The sequence below is a fragment of the Kovacikia sp. CALU 1929 genome (genome assembly GCF_056784235.1).
The window spans coordinates 256,484-272,442 of record NZ_JBXBCF010000065.1; the positions used below are offsets into that span (position 1 = coordinate 256,484).

At 49.7% G+C, this 15,959-nt stretch carries 14 protein-coding genes; 8 read left to right on the forward strand and 6 right to left on the reverse strand.

The window, feature by feature from the left end:
• Positions 1-19: 19 nt before the first annotated feature.
• Complete coding sequence (gene fdhD, locus AC1S52_RS12895; RefSeq protein ID WP_482029417.1) at positions 20-859, reverse strand: formate dehydrogenase accessory sulfurtransferase FdhD; 840 nt, start codon at positions 857-859, stop codon at positions 20-22.
• A 142-nt stretch (positions 860-1,001) separates the two neighbouring features.
• Between fdhD and psb32 the strand changes: the two genes are divergently transcribed.
• A complete protein-coding gene (gene psb32, locus AC1S52_RS12900; protein WP_482029418.1) occupies positions 1,002-1,724 on the forward strand; it encodes a photosystem II repair protein Psb32 in 723 nt (240 codons plus the stop codon).
• Between the two features lie 109 nt (positions 1,725-1,833).
• On the opposite strand, the gene AC1S52_RS12905 is transcribed toward psb32, so the two are convergent.
• Positions 1,834-2,217, reverse strand: coding sequence for a DUF4346 domain-containing protein (locus AC1S52_RS12905; protein WP_482029419.1), 384 nt, complete (start codon positions 2,215-2,217; stop codon positions 1,834-1,836).
• Positions 2,218-2,421: 204 nt separating this feature from the next.
• On the opposite strand from AC1S52_RS12905, the gene AC1S52_RS12910 reads away from it, so the two are divergent.
• Together AC1S52_RS12910 and AC1S52_RS12915 are read left to right on the forward strand one after the other, a co-directional pair.
• Positions 2,422-4,176 carry an alpha/beta hydrolase gene (locus AC1S52_RS12910; RefSeq protein ID WP_482029420.1) on the forward strand — a complete coding sequence of 585 codons (1,755 nt, stop codon included), beginning with the start codon at positions 2,422-2,424 and terminating at the stop codon, positions 4,174-4,176.
• Between the two features lie 873 nt (positions 4,177-5,049).
• Entirely contained in the window at positions 5,050-5,508 is a 459-nt protein-coding gene (locus tag AC1S52_RS12915) for a hypothetical protein (protein WP_482029421.1), read from the forward strand.
• A gap of 188 nt (positions 5,509-5,696) precedes the next feature.
• Here the strand turns inward: AC1S52_RS12915 and AC1S52_RS12920 are convergent, their stop codons facing one another.
• From AC1S52_RS12920 to AC1S52_RS12935, 4 genes are all read right to left on the reverse strand, one after another.
• The gene (locus tag AC1S52_RS12920) at positions 5,697-7,127 is read right to left on the reverse strand and encodes an MFS transporter (RefSeq protein ID WP_482029422.1); all 1,431 of its coding nucleotides are present in this window, start codon (positions 7,125-7,127) and stop codon (positions 5,697-5,699) included.
• 149 nt (positions 7,128-7,276) lie between these two features.
• Complete coding sequence (locus tag AC1S52_RS12925) at positions 7,277-8,344, reverse strand: AraC family transcriptional regulator (protein ID WP_482029423.1); 1,068 nt, start codon at positions 8,342-8,344, stop codon at positions 7,277-7,279.
• A gap of 511 nt (positions 8,345-8,855) precedes the next feature.
• Positions 8,856-9,860, reverse strand: a complete 1,005-nt coding sequence (locus tag AC1S52_RS12930; RefSeq protein WP_482029424.1) for an AraC family transcriptional regulator — start codon at positions 9,858-9,860, stop codon at positions 8,856-8,858.
• 66 nt (positions 9,861-9,926) lie between these two features.
• On the reverse strand, positions 9,927-10,334 hold the full coding sequence (locus AC1S52_RS12935) for a helix-turn-helix transcriptional regulator (RefSeq protein ID WP_482029425.1): 408 nt from the start codon (positions 10,332-10,334) through the stop codon (positions 9,927-9,929).
• 941 nt (positions 10,335-11,275) lie between these two features.
• Here AC1S52_RS12935 and AC1S52_RS12940 point away from each other — a divergent pair.
• The 5 genes from AC1S52_RS12940 (at position 11,276) to AC1S52_RS12960 (ending at position 15,937) form a co-directional block, all read left to right on the forward strand.
• A complete protein-coding gene (locus AC1S52_RS12940) occupies positions 11,276-11,446 on the forward strand; it encodes a hypothetical protein (protein ID WP_482029426.1) in 171 nt (56 codons plus the stop codon).
• Positions 11,447-11,462: 16 nt separating this feature from the next.
• Complete coding sequence (locus AC1S52_RS12945; RefSeq protein ID WP_482029427.1) at positions 11,463-12,074, forward strand: hypothetical protein; 612 nt, start codon at positions 11,463-11,465, stop codon at positions 12,072-12,074.
• A gap of 669 nt (positions 12,075-12,743) precedes the next feature.
• Positions 12,744-14,228 (forward strand): acetoacetate decarboxylase family protein, encoded by a 1,485-nt coding sequence (locus AC1S52_RS12950; RefSeq protein ID WP_482029428.1) that lies wholly within the window; start codon positions 12,744-12,746, stop codon positions 14,226-14,228.
• Between the two features lie 93 nt (positions 14,229-14,321).
• Positions 14,322-14,549, forward strand: coding sequence for a ferredoxin (locus AC1S52_RS12955; protein ID WP_482029429.1), 228 nt, complete (start codon positions 14,322-14,324; stop codon positions 14,547-14,549).
• Positions 14,546-15,937 carry an NAD(P)/FAD-dependent oxidoreductase gene (locus tag AC1S52_RS12960; RefSeq protein ID WP_482029430.1) on the forward strand — a complete coding sequence of 464 codons (1,392 nt, stop codon included), beginning with the start codon at positions 14,546-14,548 and terminating at the stop codon, positions 15,935-15,937. The genes AC1S52_RS12955 and AC1S52_RS12960 overlap by 4 nt, the downstream gene beginning before the upstream one ends.
• The last annotated feature ends 22 nt before the right edge of the window (positions 15,938-15,959 follow it).

Here is a 15,959-nt window from a genome sequence, read left to right on the forward strand (position 1 = left end):
GACCCCTGACCCCTGACCCCTACTTCCACCCATCCGTCGCAATCCGCTCCTCGCCAGCATACACATTGAACCGTTCTCCTCGGAGAAACCCAATCAAAGTCATGCCAAACTCTTGGGCAAGCGCAACCGCCAAGCTACTAGGAGCGGATACGGCACAAACGATAGGCACTCTAGCCGCCAAACACTTCTGCATAATTTCAAAACTTGCCCGTCCGCTGACCAGCACAATACTCTGATTCAGCGGTAGATTGCCAGCTAACAAAGCAGAACCGATCAGTTTATCCAGAGCATTGTGCCGTCCCACATCTTCCTGGAGCGATCGCCGTTTACCCAAACAATCAAACAGTGCGGCAGCGTGCAGCCCCCCGGTTGCCTTGAACAGTCCCTGCATTTCCTGTAACTGGTCAGGCAGGGCGTAAAGGACTTCTGCCGTCACAATGGGTTGGGCATCCGGGATTTTTGCTGAGCGAACTTTCAGCGCTTCCAGGCTGGTTTTGCCACACACGCCGCAGGCACTGGTGGTGTAAAAGTGCCGCTCCAATGGTTGCAGATCAGGAGCCAGATCTGACCGCAGTTCCACATTCACAATGTTGTAGCGCTGCTGACCATCCAGATCAGGATCCACACAATAGCTGATGCGATCAATATCTTCCCGTTGCTGAATAACCCCTTCACCGTAGAGAAACCCTGCTGCCAGCTCAAAGTCGGCTCCGGGGGTGCGCATGGTGATTGCAACCGTGCGCTGGGGATGGGTTAACCGGATCTCTAAGGGTTCTTCCGTTGCCACCTGGTCAGAGCGCGATCGCCCCTGCCCCCGCTCTACAACCCAAACCCTTGTCCTAATCTTGCTCCGCTCCATCTCTGTTAGTACCCTTTTCAGTGTTCTATCCCTCGAACCCAACCTTCACAGTTGATCATTTTTAAGCCATCTGAAAGCAGCTACTTTCTCATCTTTGTTATGAAACGTAGTATTCTCTAAGTACGTTTTCCAAATAGTTCCTATGAAACGGCTCTTCACCACACTTCCTAACTGGATAAACACCCTCCAACGTCTGCTCCTGGCGATCGCTGTCCTGTTGCTGACCAGTCAGGTTTTTCCCCCCCCTGCCCAGGCAACCAGTGTTTATGAGCTTCCTGTCGCTATGCCCGAAACGTGGGTACTTGACAAAGCAGAAATTTTGAGTCGCCTCAGCGAAGGCAAAATTAGTTCAAGTTTGGATGAACTGGCAAAGAAAACGGGTTACGAGGTCCGGTTTGTCACGATCCACCGTCTTGATTATGACGAAACTGCCCAGAGCTTTGCTGACCAATTGTTTGAGCGCTGGTTTCCAACTCCAGAGGAGCAAGCGAATCAAACGATTTTGGTCATCGATAATCTGACCAACAATACCGGCATTCGCACTGGCGAGAAGGTGAAGGAAATTTTGCCGGATGACATTGCTCAAAGCGTTGCCCATGAGACTATTCTGGTGCCTTTGAAGCAGGGCAACAAGTATAATCAGGCGTTTCTGGGAGCCAGCGATCGCCTGGTTGCAGTACTCTCCGGTAGACCCGATCCCGGTCCCCCCCAGGTGCAAGATAACATCCAGGTGGAAGGAACCTTCGCCACACCGGAAGATACCAAAGCCAGCAATGCCACATTTTGGGTCGTCACTTTCCTGGTCGTTGCCACGGTTGTCCCTATGGCAACCTATTACTTTTACCTCTACATGCAGGGACGGTGAAACGACTCCGTCATCCCTTCCACGGTGGCGTTGCTGATTTTAGGTATGAATTGAGAGTTGTATGAATTGAAACTTCGTTCCAATTCATACTGCTATTCAGCACCACCCATCAATCTTGGACGTACTCCTGTCCGCTGAAAAGATCCCTTTCCGCCCGCTGGAATTCACGCCCCAAGTAGGCAGCATGATCCAGCATCGTCACCGGACAGGGCTTCACCTTTTCAAATAACTCCACACAAATCTCTTTAGCGGTTCTGCCTGTGTAGGTTCTGGTAGAAAGCCGTTCAACTTTTCGATCGCAGGAAAAGGGTTTCCCAGTTTCCGGATCACAGGCAAGACCCCGATGATCAATCACATTGGTATAGTGCTTCGCACAAATCAACCCCTCATCTCGATTCAGGTAAATAATAAAGTACCCACTCGGATCAAGGTCGATATGGCGATTTGAAAGTTTGTCATCAAGGGCAGTTGCATCTGCAATAGCCTGGTTCATAGCATGTAACTAGTTCTGATTAGATTTAGTCAACCTTCATACATATTAGACCCTTGATTAAGCTCTCACAATCAGCGGGGGCTGATGAAGGTGAAACTTGGGGTAAATCCCCTCCTATTCCTCGCACCTAACACCTATCACCTGTTACCCCCTGACTCCTTTTTAGTGGAATGATTGTAAATTGTTTGAGTGGTGTAATAACCTTTGGAACAGCAAATGGTCATACGGCAGCGCGGAACAACGGCTAGACAATGGACAGTGAGGGCAGTTTTTGTTCGTTTATGTTTGATTGGGTTGGGGGCGCTACCAGTTGCACTCAGATCCGCCCCAGCGGTCAGTGCGGAATGGCTTTACCTGCGGGCGGGACCATTAAAGCTGTCACTGCCCGTCGATTCCCTGGAACATTTTGCAGAAACGGGTGAAATTGATCGAGAACTTCAGTTTTATGCCCGCTTTGCTGGGGATGAAGCAATGGCGCAGCTACGTCCAGCGCTGAAACAGCGTTTCCGGTTAAGCTCGGTTGTGGTTTCCCGGTTGAGCTACTCTCCTTTGGGAGAAGAGGCGATTCGGCAACTGGGTGAGTTGATTCAAACTGAAGCGGGGCTGAATGGATTTTATGCCATGCGCTCAAGCTGGATTTTGTCAGCCACCAATCCGGAGGGTTTTACGCTGATTGATCTGATCCGCCGCTTTCCGACGAAGGGAATTTTATTTGATGCGAGTCGGCTACTATCGGTTCAAAGGTTGTTCACCGCACTAAGTAGTTATACCGATGCAACGGTGGCAGCGATCGCCGAGGAAGCTCAAAATGAAGCAGGTTCCAGTCCTGTCGTCGATACTAACCTGCCTGACCCCCAACAACCGGGACCGTTTAAGGTGGCTCGGCGCACCTGGCAACTAGAGCGGCAAACGTTATCAATCGCAGGAACACCTGTTCAACGCCAGTTTTATGTCGATGTTTACTTGCCAGAAGACAAGCCCCAACCCGCCCCAGTAGTGGTCATTTCCCACGGGCTGGGGTCTTCTCCTGTCGGATTTGCCTACCTGGGAACTCACCTGGCATCGCATGGGTTTGTCACAGTACTGCCAGAGCATATTGGCAGCGGTCAACGCCAGCGAGAGGATCTATTCAATGGGTTGACGGGTAGCAATGTCACCCTGACGGAGTTTGTTGAACGACCTCTGGATGTTAAGCAGGCATTGGATGAACTGGAGCGTCAGTCCCAGTCTGAGCTTGCAGGTAGACTTAATCTGCAACAAATTGGGATTATTGGGCACTCCTTTGGAGGCTATACGGCACTGGTTACAGCGGGGGCAACGTTCAACCTGTCTCGCCTATTTCAACAATGCCCAACGGCTCTGAGATTCAATTCCTCCATTGCCTTGCAGTGTTTAAACCAGAAGTTACCCTTTTTTGATGTCAACGTGCTTAAGGACTCTCGCATCAAAGCCGCGATCGCGATGAACCCCCTGAGCAGCCTGGTTTTTGGACCAGAGGGAATGGGCACAATTCAGGTGCCTACCATGCTCCTAGGCAGTTCCCGTGACATCATCACTCCCCTGGTATTAGAACAGGCGCATCCTTTTCTGTGGTTGAAAACCCCTCAAAAATATCTGGTCAATATTGCTCCTGCTGGTCATGCGGCGGTGGATGGAACGGAGGGAGAGGCAACGTCAGAACCCGGTACCGCTGGGTTTCTCCTGTCTGGAGCGGAACCAACTCTGGCGCGGGAATATGCAAAGGCATTGAGTGTGGCATTTATGCAGGTTTATGTCGGCGATCGCCCGGAATATCTTACCTACCTGAATGCGGGCTATGCCCGGGCGATCGCCCGTCCCCCGCTTCAATTAGATCTGGTCAATTCTCTTACCCCTGAGCAACTGCAACAGACCTATGGCGGTCCACCACCCGTTCCTTTCTTCCCCAATCCCATTCCAACCTCCGTGGTTGGAGACTAGTACATGCAAAACTTTCGTTTTGTAAGGGGGTGAAGGGGTTCCACCCCTTCTTGGGGGCTTCGCCCCTTCACTCCCATGTTGCAAAATTTAGTGTTTGCAACACTAGTACAGTGAGTATTTAATTTTGCAACACCTGAGCGTTGAAAATGTTGGGTTTCGCTGGCGTTCTACCCAGCCTATCATTGCAGAAATTTTAGATTGCTCTACTATAGGAGTCCTAAATCATTTGTGAAAAAGAAGAGTTGTGAAAGTCTTGCTCTGACGGGAAAGTCCGTTCACAATCCAAATAGGATCGCTATAGTTCGTAGATGCGTTAGCTATTGAAGCCTTCGTGCTATGACTCAACCATTTGCATTGCTACTCGCACAACACATTTCCCAATAAATCAATAGCGAATTATTTCACTGTACTTTGCTCGCACTATTATCTTCAAATCGAGTTTGAGCCTTAAACATTTGCTCAGTATACAGCCTTTCAATCTCTCAAGCCAGCACAGGCAAACTTGATTCATGTCATCGCGGTTTTAACCGTCAGAGGCTTTTCAAGCACCCCCTGAAACTTTTGTGAAAAAGGAGAGTTGTGAAAGTCTTGCTCTGACTGGAAAGTCCGTTCACGATCCAAATAGGTTCACTATAGTGGCGCAAAATGACAAGAATAGGAACCTTATTTATTGGAAAATCATTGGTGTTTCCCTTTTAGTGGTTACTTTCATGGGCAGCTAAGTAGGTGGAGCTAATTAAGGTTCAATAGCACTCAACAAATAAGGATTGCCTATCGCCGAGGGTATGTGTACTGATGTCTGAAATTTTATCTGAACTCTTGGGCGGAAAATTGACAGGTGGAAAACGTTTAGTATCTAAAAAGGCAACAACAATGAAAAAGAGATATATTGCACTCGCTGGCATCACCATGGCACTCATGCCGATCGCTCTGGTAGCAAACGTTCAAGATGCACAGGCGCAGCCTAAAAACTGTGTCTATCTTCGTGAAGTCAGCAGCGGGCAAATCTCGATTGAAAAGAAAGTTTCAATCAGAGCGTTGGGCAACAATGACTGGAATACGGATTTTGCAGTGCCCACAGGTACCCGGTACCGTTACTTTATGGGTCATATTTATCCCCAAAACAATGCCAACTACCAGGTCACAGTAAGTCTTAAATACAACGACAATACCTCTTCACAGGTCTACAAAAAAAGCATTCCGATGCAGCGATATGAACTTTATAGCGGCACATTTCGTCCTCCCACGGCAAAACAGCCCTATCAGGTCAACGTGAATGTAGGTAGCGATGTGAATAATGTCTATTCGGTTGCGGTTCTTGCCTGTCAATAGGGGAATTTCAGTGAGTATTTTGGGTTAAGAATCCATCAACCTGTAATTTCCGGTGGTGCTGAATAGCAGTATGAATTGAAACTTCGTTCCAATTCATACAACTCTCGATTCATACCCAAAATCAGCAACGCCTAATTTCCTGATAAAGGCACGGTCTGGTTGACTCTTGAGCCCTTACCGATTGTCGATTAGCTTCTGGATTCCTTCAACTCTCGCAGTTGTAGTAAGACAGTTTTATGTACCTCATGAGTGATTGGGTAGTGGTAGGTCAGAAACAGGGCTAGCATCATGACCATCGCTGGAATCAAGCCAATCTCTAACCGAATTGAAACCAAAACAGACGGCGGCTGAACGGGCATTGGACTTCCACCCGTAGTAGAAATAAAACCCGTCCAATTTAAGCCCTGGCTCAGGAGAAATAGGGCGATCGCCAAGCCAAACTTCTGCATTTGCATCAACAGGGAATAGAATAAGCCCTCCCGTCGTTGTCCATTTCGCAACTCATCCAGATCAATCACATCCGGCAACATTGCCCAGGGAACCAGATAAATGGTTGATAGTCCAATCCCAATTCCGATCGCGCAGCTATACATCAACCCAATTTGACCAGAATGTAACAGCGACAAACCAAGCTGTCCCCCAATTAATGCTGGAATACCCAGCAGGAATACCCCTTTTTTGCCCACCCGTTGACTCAGCGATCGCCACAGGGGAATTGACACCAATGCAGCTATTTGCATCAACACGACCATTTGAGTCACGTGCTGGACGGGTAAATTCATCCAGTTCTGAATAAAGTAAGGCAGAATCGCAATCATCCCTTGAACGGACACCCAGGACAGGACATAAATCCCCGTCACCAGTTGAAACTCGCGTTGCTTGAAGACGGTGGATACCTGGGACCAAAACAGAGGTTTGGCAGAAGATTCCCTATCATTCCTTGCCAATCGAGAGGATGCGGTTTGGCGGTAGGTTCCCCAAACACTCAGAAAGATTGCCAAAACGACGAGTGTGGAACAAACACCGGCTAAGATGAGAAACCTTTGATTTAGGTTGGGAACCCAGCCAAAGATGAGTTGAGCCAGCAGTAACACGCCAATTCCCCCTGTGATCGAGAATCCCATCTGAAAACTGGTTAAACTGGTGCGTTCATCATAGGTCTGGGCGAGATCGGGAGCCAGGGCTGAATAGGGGACAATTACAGCGGTAAAAGCCGTATCAAACAATAAGGCAATCAAGGTGTAATAAACAAAAAGGCTGAGTTGATCCAGGCGATCGCTGAAGTTGAAATCAGGCACCACCCACTGCAAAAAACTAAACACAGCCAGCGGAATGACACCGATCATCATCCACGGGTAGCGTTTGCCCCACCGGGAACGGGTGCGATCGCTCATCAAGCCCACAAGCGGATCGTTGACCCCATCCCAAATCCGGCTAATCAAAAGTACGGAACCTGCCAGGGCTGCATTTAATCCGGCAACATTGGTCAGGAAATACAGTAGAAAAACAACCCGGATGTTTTGGATGGCAGCCCTTGAAACCTCGCCCACCCCATAGGCAAGTTTAGTGCGGCGAGGCAGCCTGTCTGCGATCGGTTCTGAATTGGTGATGGACAGCATAGAAGTGACAAAGGCTGGTTAATAACTATAGAAATTAGAAATTAGGGGAATCCCTGATCTAGTTAGCAGTGGCTCATTTGGAGTACGCTGCCATTCAACTCTTTGCGATTACTTTAAAACCTATGCATTTTGACCAAAACCTCGGAGGTTTAAGCCCCGACGCTGGTCAATACTTGACTCTTGGTTAAAACCTCCGAGGTTTGCGTAAGTCCTGTACTTAAGGCTCGAAACTGGCTAGGCGTTTTCCCTGTCCACCGCCGAAAAGCGCGGGTAAAATTAGCCGCATCTGTATAGCCAAGCTCAAATGCAATTTCAAGCAAGTGAGTCGATGGCTCTTTAAGCAGGTCAGCCGCCAGATTGAAACGAACTTGATCAACCAGACGAGAATAACTGAGTCCCTCTTCAGCTAACCGTCGCTGTAAACTGCGCGTACTGGTTCCTACAATCTCAGCAGCGATTTCTACATCGGAATATCCATCTCGCAGCAATGACTGAAGCAATTGCCGCAGCGAAACTGTAAAATTTAGATCTGGGGCTGATGCTTTTAATAACTCACAATCTTGTTGCCGTTGTAATAAGTCGCATTCTCCTGAATGCTTTAGCCGCCGAATTAATAGAGCTTTAGGAAAGCAGATCGCGTTATTGGGCTGATTGAAGGAAATCTTGGTGCCAGAAAACAATTCCAGATTGACTAAGCTCTTTAGTTTACCCGCCTGGACGTGAAGTTCAGTCGGATGCCAGTCTGGACCGGTGGCTAACTGAATCGTTTTGGCATACATCATGCAGGCAAAATATTGTGACTGCTGATTTTCATAGTTAGAAGGGTTGATGAACTGGTGATGGAGCCAAATCTGATTGTTCTCCTCCGTGACCCATATCCGCAAGCCAGAGTTGTGAGTTGAGACCATCAATACCATCGTGTTGAGCAGATCGTACAACGTCAGCGATTGGCTTAGGATCTTGCCAAATAGACCCGTATCAGTATGGTGAGTTCTTTGCCCCACCACCACACCCAGGTCATCGATTCCTTCGGTTCGTGCTGCCTTTACTCCAAAGTCAAACGTTTGATACAGCGGGATCAGCGCTTGCGGGTTTTCTAAGGCAAAGATGGGTACTTTGGTCTGTTTCAGAAGCCGCTCAGTGGGAGCCCCAATTTGATTGAGAAAATTTACAAATGGTAGGACTGCGCTAGCTCGAATTAAAGGAATCGCATTCATACAGGAAAAAAAACAACGAATGAATAACGTTAAGCAGGCAATCAAGTTTTAAATTTTTGAATCGTTGGCGCAAAGGGACAAGAAATATCGATTTATGAAACAGTGTAGAGACACCCAAGACACAGTAATTAAATAGGCAAAACCATCAGAAGATGGGTTAGACGTAGGGCATGAAACTCATGTCCTACGTCTAACCTACAGTCGTTTCATCGTTAATTTGTTCCGCCTACTTAGTCCCAACTGGATTGGCTCTCTTAATCGGCACCAAAGTAAGCAGCAATCACGCAAAAGCGGATAGCGATAATAAATTAGAACCTTTGTTTTGACAACAAATCGTGATCTGTAACTGCTGGATTTTAATACAACTGGCGTTAAATGACAAGAGAACTCAAGTGTGTAAAGAATCACAGTCCAACAGTCATAGGATTTTGTACACCGATTAATCCGAGTCGTATTAGCTTGAACATGGCGATTCCGTATCAAGTGGCGATCGCCCCCCTGAGACACGTCTCTATCGCAAACTCCGAAAGTTACTGGGTGAAATCCCTGCCCAACGCCTGAAGGCGCGGGTAAAGTTAGCCGCATCTTTGTAACCGATTTCAGCCGCTATATCTGCCAGCTTATTGGTAGACTCTCTCAGCAACTGCACCGATCGCTCAAATCGAACCTGTTCAACCAGGTGAGAATAGGTGAGTCCAGCTTCACTCAATTGCCGTTGAAAGCTACGAACACTCATTCCAGCGATTTGTGCGACCGATTGAATATTGGGATAGCCCTGTCGTAAAAGGAATTTCATCGTTTGCTGTAGGGATCCAGAGAACGTTTTCACAGGAGCAGATGACCGCAAAGTTTCATAATCCTGATCCCGTTGGGCATTGCTATAGGTCTCTGAACTCTGTAACGGTAAACTCAGGAGCGATCGGGGTAAAACAATGGCAGTTGCGTCTTGGTTAAACCGAATTTTCACATCCGATAGCCACTCAACCTGTTCCAATCCATGCGAATCATTGGTTTCCAGGTGAATTTCCGTTGGCTTCCACTGAGAACCTGCCGCCAACTGAACCAGATGAATCATGATCATGATGGAATAATGAGCGGCATGGTGACGACCCACATCAAGACCACCAATAAACTTTTGGCATAGCCAGACCTTCTCCTCTCGTTCAGCCAGCCAAATTTGCTCACCAGAATTGTAGCTGGGGATTAAATGAGTCCAGGTCTGAATGGCATTGTAAAGGGTAGGAGAATGACTGAGTAATCGCCCTAAAGCACCCAGATCAGAAATTTGAGTCCGTTGCCCAACTAACAGCCCAAAATATTCAATCCCTTCTGCAAAGGCAGTCTGCTCAAAAAACTCAAAAACATACCTGAGTGGAATCAAGGCTTCTGGTTCATGCAGTAGGGAGCGGGATAGTTTTGCTTCTGTCAGCAGGCGTTCGGCTGGGGCTTCTATCTCTTCGATAAAAGCGATGGCACTATTCATGACATTCGCCCGGATTAAGGGAATGTGAGCCATGCCAAGTTACTGTGTTATGAATGTAGCTATGACTTAATTGGAGCAAAGCTACATGCTTTTTTCTGGTCATAACACGCCAGAAGGTAAAACTTTTCTATGCAAGTAACGAAATTCGCGGGGTGACACACCTGTCCAGCGCTTGAAGGCACGTGAAAAATTTGCCGCATCGGTGTAGCCCAGATCAAAAGCAATATCAATGATCTTTAGGTTTGATTCTTGCAACAAACGCACCGCTTGATCAAATCGCACTTGCTCAATCAGTAGGGAGTAGTTGAGATGGATTTCAGTCAGTCGGCGTTGCAAGCTGCGAACACTCATCCCGGCGGCATTAGCGGACAGAATCACATCTGGATACCCATCCTGCAAATGGGACTGAAGCATCTGTTGCAGCGCAGCAGCAAAGTCAGACGCACAGTCCTTTAACGGTAAGGTTGCTTCCGTTTGAGGTGAATCATCCAGGTAAAGTTTCATCATTATGGTTTAGTGGCATCCTCAATAGGGATCAGAGAAAAGCCGCGTACATGGTGTAATTGCTTGCCTGACACAGCCAAACGCCCTCTTTAAAGAAGAGAGGGTGATGCAACCTGATGATCGGGTTGAACAGTTTGGATTAAATGAGCGATCAACAAACTTGCCTCAGTTGGCTCACTAGGGGCAGCGTTGCTGATGGTGGGTATGAATTGAGAGTTGTATGAATTGAAACTTCGTCCCAGTTCATCTTGCTATTCAGCACTACCCTAAAGGCACTTGATTGACGATGATATAGCGTTTCCTTTCTTGGTGAGGTAATCTCATCTGTTTGACTCAAGGGCTTTACGGCTATCCATGTATCTCACTGGATTCAAAAACGCTATACCGAGGTTTTTAATCTCTTTATGTATACAGCCCGCTTTGCAAAAGCAAACCGCAACAGAGCGAAATTAATGCTGTTAGATCGTTGAGTTAGTTTTCCTTACATTAAATTTTGTATTCAAACGAATGGTAGATTGCTTGTTTGATTTGAGGTTTTCCAGTCTGATTATCTAGTCTGATTTGGTCTGATTGATTGAGTTTCTGTTATCTATTGTTTGTATATACTCATTGTCATGGAATGACAAGAGTGTTGACATGATTCGTTAGACAATTATCAACATTATCGAGCGGTGCAGATTGGCGGGTCACACCTGTAGTAGATGGAGGTGACATTGCCCACTTCCACTAAAATTGACCGGGGCGGCTGCCCAATCGTCTGAGGAGATTTTAGAATTTGGAATTGCTGGAATGGCGTAAGATGACAAGAAAAAAAAGTTTCTTGAGTTGATACTTAAGCCAGTTTCAAATGTTTCAGGGCGTAGTAGGGCGCATTCTCGGTTTTCGCAGCAATTTTCATTTGAATTAATCGGGTTCCTGAGGATACGCTGACCAATTGGCGATCGATGTTTGTTGACTACCTGTTTCTGTCCTACACGACCTCTACGGTGTTTAGCCCCACTGAAGCCGCGCTGCTGAAAGTTTGCGCCAAGGTGCTGATGATGCTTGAAAGCACGATCTCACTGACAACAATTGTGGTCGTCGCGTCGCGCACGATCAACCTTCTCGGTAGTTAGAAAAGGACATGCCACCATGCAAGACTTTAAACGAGATTTAAGCTCCAGACACAGGTTGTTTCTGCTGATAGGCAGTGTTATCGGTGGAGCCATCACCCTGGTCATCATCACAATCCTACCGCTGACTCAGGCATCTCTGGTGAGTGCGATCCTGTTGGCTAGCTTAATTGTGACTTGTTCATTCCTTTCAAAACCCGTGTATTGGTGGGTGTGCGTAGGGGCGATCGCGGGGATGATCGTTGGGATTGGAGGCGTGATGGCAAGCAATCTGGCTGAGGCTAAGAACCCGCTGGAAAACGAGCGGCTTGTCTTTGTGGTAGTTCAGGGCATAGCCGGGGTTATCTCAGGGGTGTTCTTGGCTCGAAGAGTCAAGAAACCTCATATGCCCAGTTTAAAGGAATTTACCTCCAGCCTCAGCGCGATAACCGCCGGGATATTTGCGGTAGTTGTGACCCACCGCTTTATCGCAGACGGACTCGAACCGGCCCGATCTCTGTCGAGCCGACTCAGTGCCAGCATCACCATTTTGATTACGATAGTTGCCATCCCCGGTGCGATCGCCTATCTTCTCGCTGAGCGCCGGACAAAAGTAGCAAATCTCAACCAATCAGATATCAGCGGAACATAAGACTCGATCTAAGGAATGGTTTTAGGCATTATACAAACCTCGGAAGTTTCAACCAAGCATCAAGCATTGTGACCAATCATCGTGGCTTAAACCTCCGAGGTTTTGGTCAAAATGCGTCAGCTCTGGCGTTTAGGAATGCGGCTGGTAACAAATATATATGCAACAACACCCTAACTCGCCATGATCTGGTTACTTGGCGCAGAATGACAAGAAAGATTTGTTTCTTAGATCGACACTGAATACAGCTTCAATGTTTCAGCGTTTAGTAGGGTGCGTTCTCAGTTTTTACAGCTATTTTCATTTGAATTAACCACACCCTACACCGCATACCCTGCCTCAATCACTATGGCTTAACCATCTGAAAACTGCCGTAAGTTCTCTCCTGGATTGCTTATTTTAGTTTCGTCCTGTTATGTCAAATGGCAATCCAAAGAAAACAGCAAACAAATCAAATTAGAAGGAGAGCAACCTTATGAGTCAGGACAATTAAGAGGTTGTTTTTGGATCCGCTCTCAGGGTGAAGGCAAAGAAGAGATTCCATCCTCCTACTCGGACCAAGCCCGGGCAGGAGAGCAAAAGGGGAGAAAGGAGGTGTTGCGACACCCCGATCAACCAGTCGCAAAATGTGAAATTGCAACCTCATTCAAGACTACCAAATAGGAGAATCATATGAGTAAAAGTACAGTGACTAAAGATGCGTTCGTTCCCCACAAAAACGCACCCGGGCCAGCCCGGTTAGAGATGGCGGTGGCTGATAACTCGGGCACCGTCAATGCCGATCCACAGTTCGTGGCAGACCGGCAGGCGATCATCAACCACGTCACTGCCTATTCGTACCTGATCGATGAAGGCCGTTGGGATGAATGGTTCGCGTTGTTCTCAGACGACGTTGCTTTCGAGAATTCCACGCCGGAACTAGGCACAGTCCTCATCAAAGGCATAGCGGCCTTCAAGGATCTGGTGGATCACCGGTACATCATACCTGGGAAGAATTCGAAAAAGGTGCGACGTCACACCCAGGGCAACGTTCACGTGGCCGAGCAAACCGCCACGACGGCGAAGGTGCGCACGTACATGCTGATATCGAGCGTACCTGCGGCAGACCATCTGCATATTCTGACCACGGGCACCTACAATGCCGAACTGGAAAAGCGCAATGGCAAGTGGATCATCACTCGCTGGTACATTGAAGCTGATGCTCCTCTGTCGCCAAGCGCATTGCCGGAAGGGTTCAGCGAGGAAGAGTTTAAATGGATCCCGGATCCGACCTTTGAACTCCCAGGCGTCGGACCTGTCGCAACTCCGGTTGAGGGGCAGGTCACGCTGGAAAACCTCCCGTTCGCCATGGGTGATCTTTACCAGAATGCCCCCGAGTGGCATTGGCGCAACATTGACGTGGTCATCATCGACCACCTGACCACTAACGACGCCGCAGCCGCATTGCTACCGGCGCATTTGACTACGCTCCCGATCCCGGAACTGCCTGGATATTCGGCTGTCAAGCAGGTATGGGCGCATTACCGCGACACCAGTTTCGGTCCATACGACGAGTTCATTCTGACGATTCCATGTCTACACAACGGCGAGCTGTATCTCTACGTGCCCTTTATCTATGTCGACAACGACGCCGCAATGGTAGGTGGCCGTGAGATCGGCGGGTGGCCGAAGAAATACGGCAAAATCAGCATGGAACGGGTTGGAGATGATTACAGCTGCACGCTGGATCGGCACGGCGAGCGGATCGCGTCGGCTAAAATGCAGGTCGGTGGCAAGCTCTTCTCAACGCCGCTGCCCGCAGACAAGCCGGTGTCTCTGCCGTACCCGTACAACATGACGATGCCGCTTCCGGCACCAACCGGAAAAGAGCAGGAAACGGTTCCGTTCCCGACATCGACCCTTAAGTGGGTTCCGGGTGTCGGCGGCAACGGTAAGGGCAATCCGACCCCTTCGTTAGCTCAGCTTATCGGTGCCCCGTGGTACATGAAGGGCACCTTCCACAGCGGCGACGGAGCCTCGACTACATACGGCAAGTCGGATCTTGATCCGATGTACAAGCTACCGAACTTAAAGACTCTCGGAGCCATGTACTTCTCGGGTGAAATGACGCTCAAGTTCAGTGATATGGTCGTTCTCGACGACCTGCTGAAAAAGTAGGCGGCAATCCTGATGGCCCTCCTCCGAAATGGCGGAGGGCCAATTCCCATCAAGATGTTCTCAACGAAACGATGGAATTATCGGAGGCAGATCATGCGAATAGTATTTGACTTGAATCGGTGCCTGGGATACGCACAGTGCATACCGCTTGCGCCGGACGACCTGAAACTGAGCGGCGAGGAGGCGGTTATGTACAACCCTAACCCCGACGACTCGCGGCGGCAACAAATCCTAAGAGCCGCGGCGTCCTGCCCGGTACAGGCGATCATAGTGGACTATGAAGATCGAGCACAGGCGCAGGAAGAGGAGGGAAAATCGTGAGCCTAGAAACCCTTGCCGAAGAAATTAAATCGTCTTTTAAGTCCACGGGCCGGATCGTCATCGTCGGAGCCTCACTTGCCGGGCTCCGTGCTGCCGAAGCCATACGCGATGAGGGCTTTAACGGCTCGCTGACCATCATAGGCGACGAGGTCCACGAACCGTACGATCGCCCGCCGCTCTCGAAGCAGATCTTAAAGGGCTGGGTGCCAGCCGAAAACACAAAGCTGCCGCGTTTGCGGCCCGTGGATGCCGATTGGCGTCTCGGCGTCGCTGCGACCAAGCTTGACCGGAAAACCAAGACCGTTCACCTGGCCAATGGCGACAAGGTGCCCTATGACCGTTTGCTGATAGCGACCGGCGTCCGCTCTCGGCCATGGTTCAACAAGGAAGAGGCCAAGCTGGACGGCCTGTTTACCGTCAGAACAGTCGAGGATGCAGGTCGCTTGCAGGCGGCGCTCGCCGCAAAGCCGCGGCGTGTCCTGATCGTCGGAGCGGGTTTTATCGGGTCCGAGATGGCATCGGTCTGCCGTGAACTCGGCCTCGATGTGACCGTCGCCGAGCGTGCCGGTGGCCCGCTTATCGGGGCACTCGGCGGTGTACTCTCCAGGGTCGCCAAGGAAATGCAGCTCGAAGCCGGGGTCGATCTCCGCACCGGAGTCGCCGTCGAGAAGTTGATAGGCGATGATGCGGGACATGTACGCCAGGCAAAGCTCTCTGACGGGACCATACTCGATGTCGATGTCGTGGTGGCGTCGCTGGGGTCGATTCGCAACGTCGAATGGCTCGAGGGTGCCGGTCTCGCCAGCGGATTTTGGGGCGTCGGCTGCGATGCCGGCTGCCGTGCCTTTGACGTCAACGGCGTGGTGACCGACAGCATCTTTGTTGCGGGCGACATCGCGCGGTTGCCGCAGGTTTTGTACGGGTACCAGTTTATCTCGATCGAGCACTGGGAGAACGCTGTCGTGGGCGCTCAGATGGCCGGACGCAACATGGTCTGCCTCGAGCCCGAACGCCTGCCGTACCTGCCCCTACCACGCTACTGGTCGGGCCAGTTCGGCGTCAACATCAGAGGCGTCGGACTGCCGTCGTTTGGCGACGAAATGATCATTACCCAGGGATCGCTCAAGGAACGCCGCTTTGCCGCCGCCTTTGGCAAGAACGGACGCATCGTCGGTGCGGTCACGTTCAATCACGGCAAATGGCTGGAGTTTTACGAACGGCTGATCAACCGATCTGCTCCGTTTCCGCCGCCGGAGCCCGGCACCGACAGGCCCGAGGAATGGAAGGTCATTTCGCCCGAATTCGGAGATCCACGCAAGGCGACGGCTCTGCCCACGGTCGTATTGACAGGCAACGACCCGACATCACGCGGAGCGGAGTTCACGTAAATCGCTGAAAGGTGGACAGAGC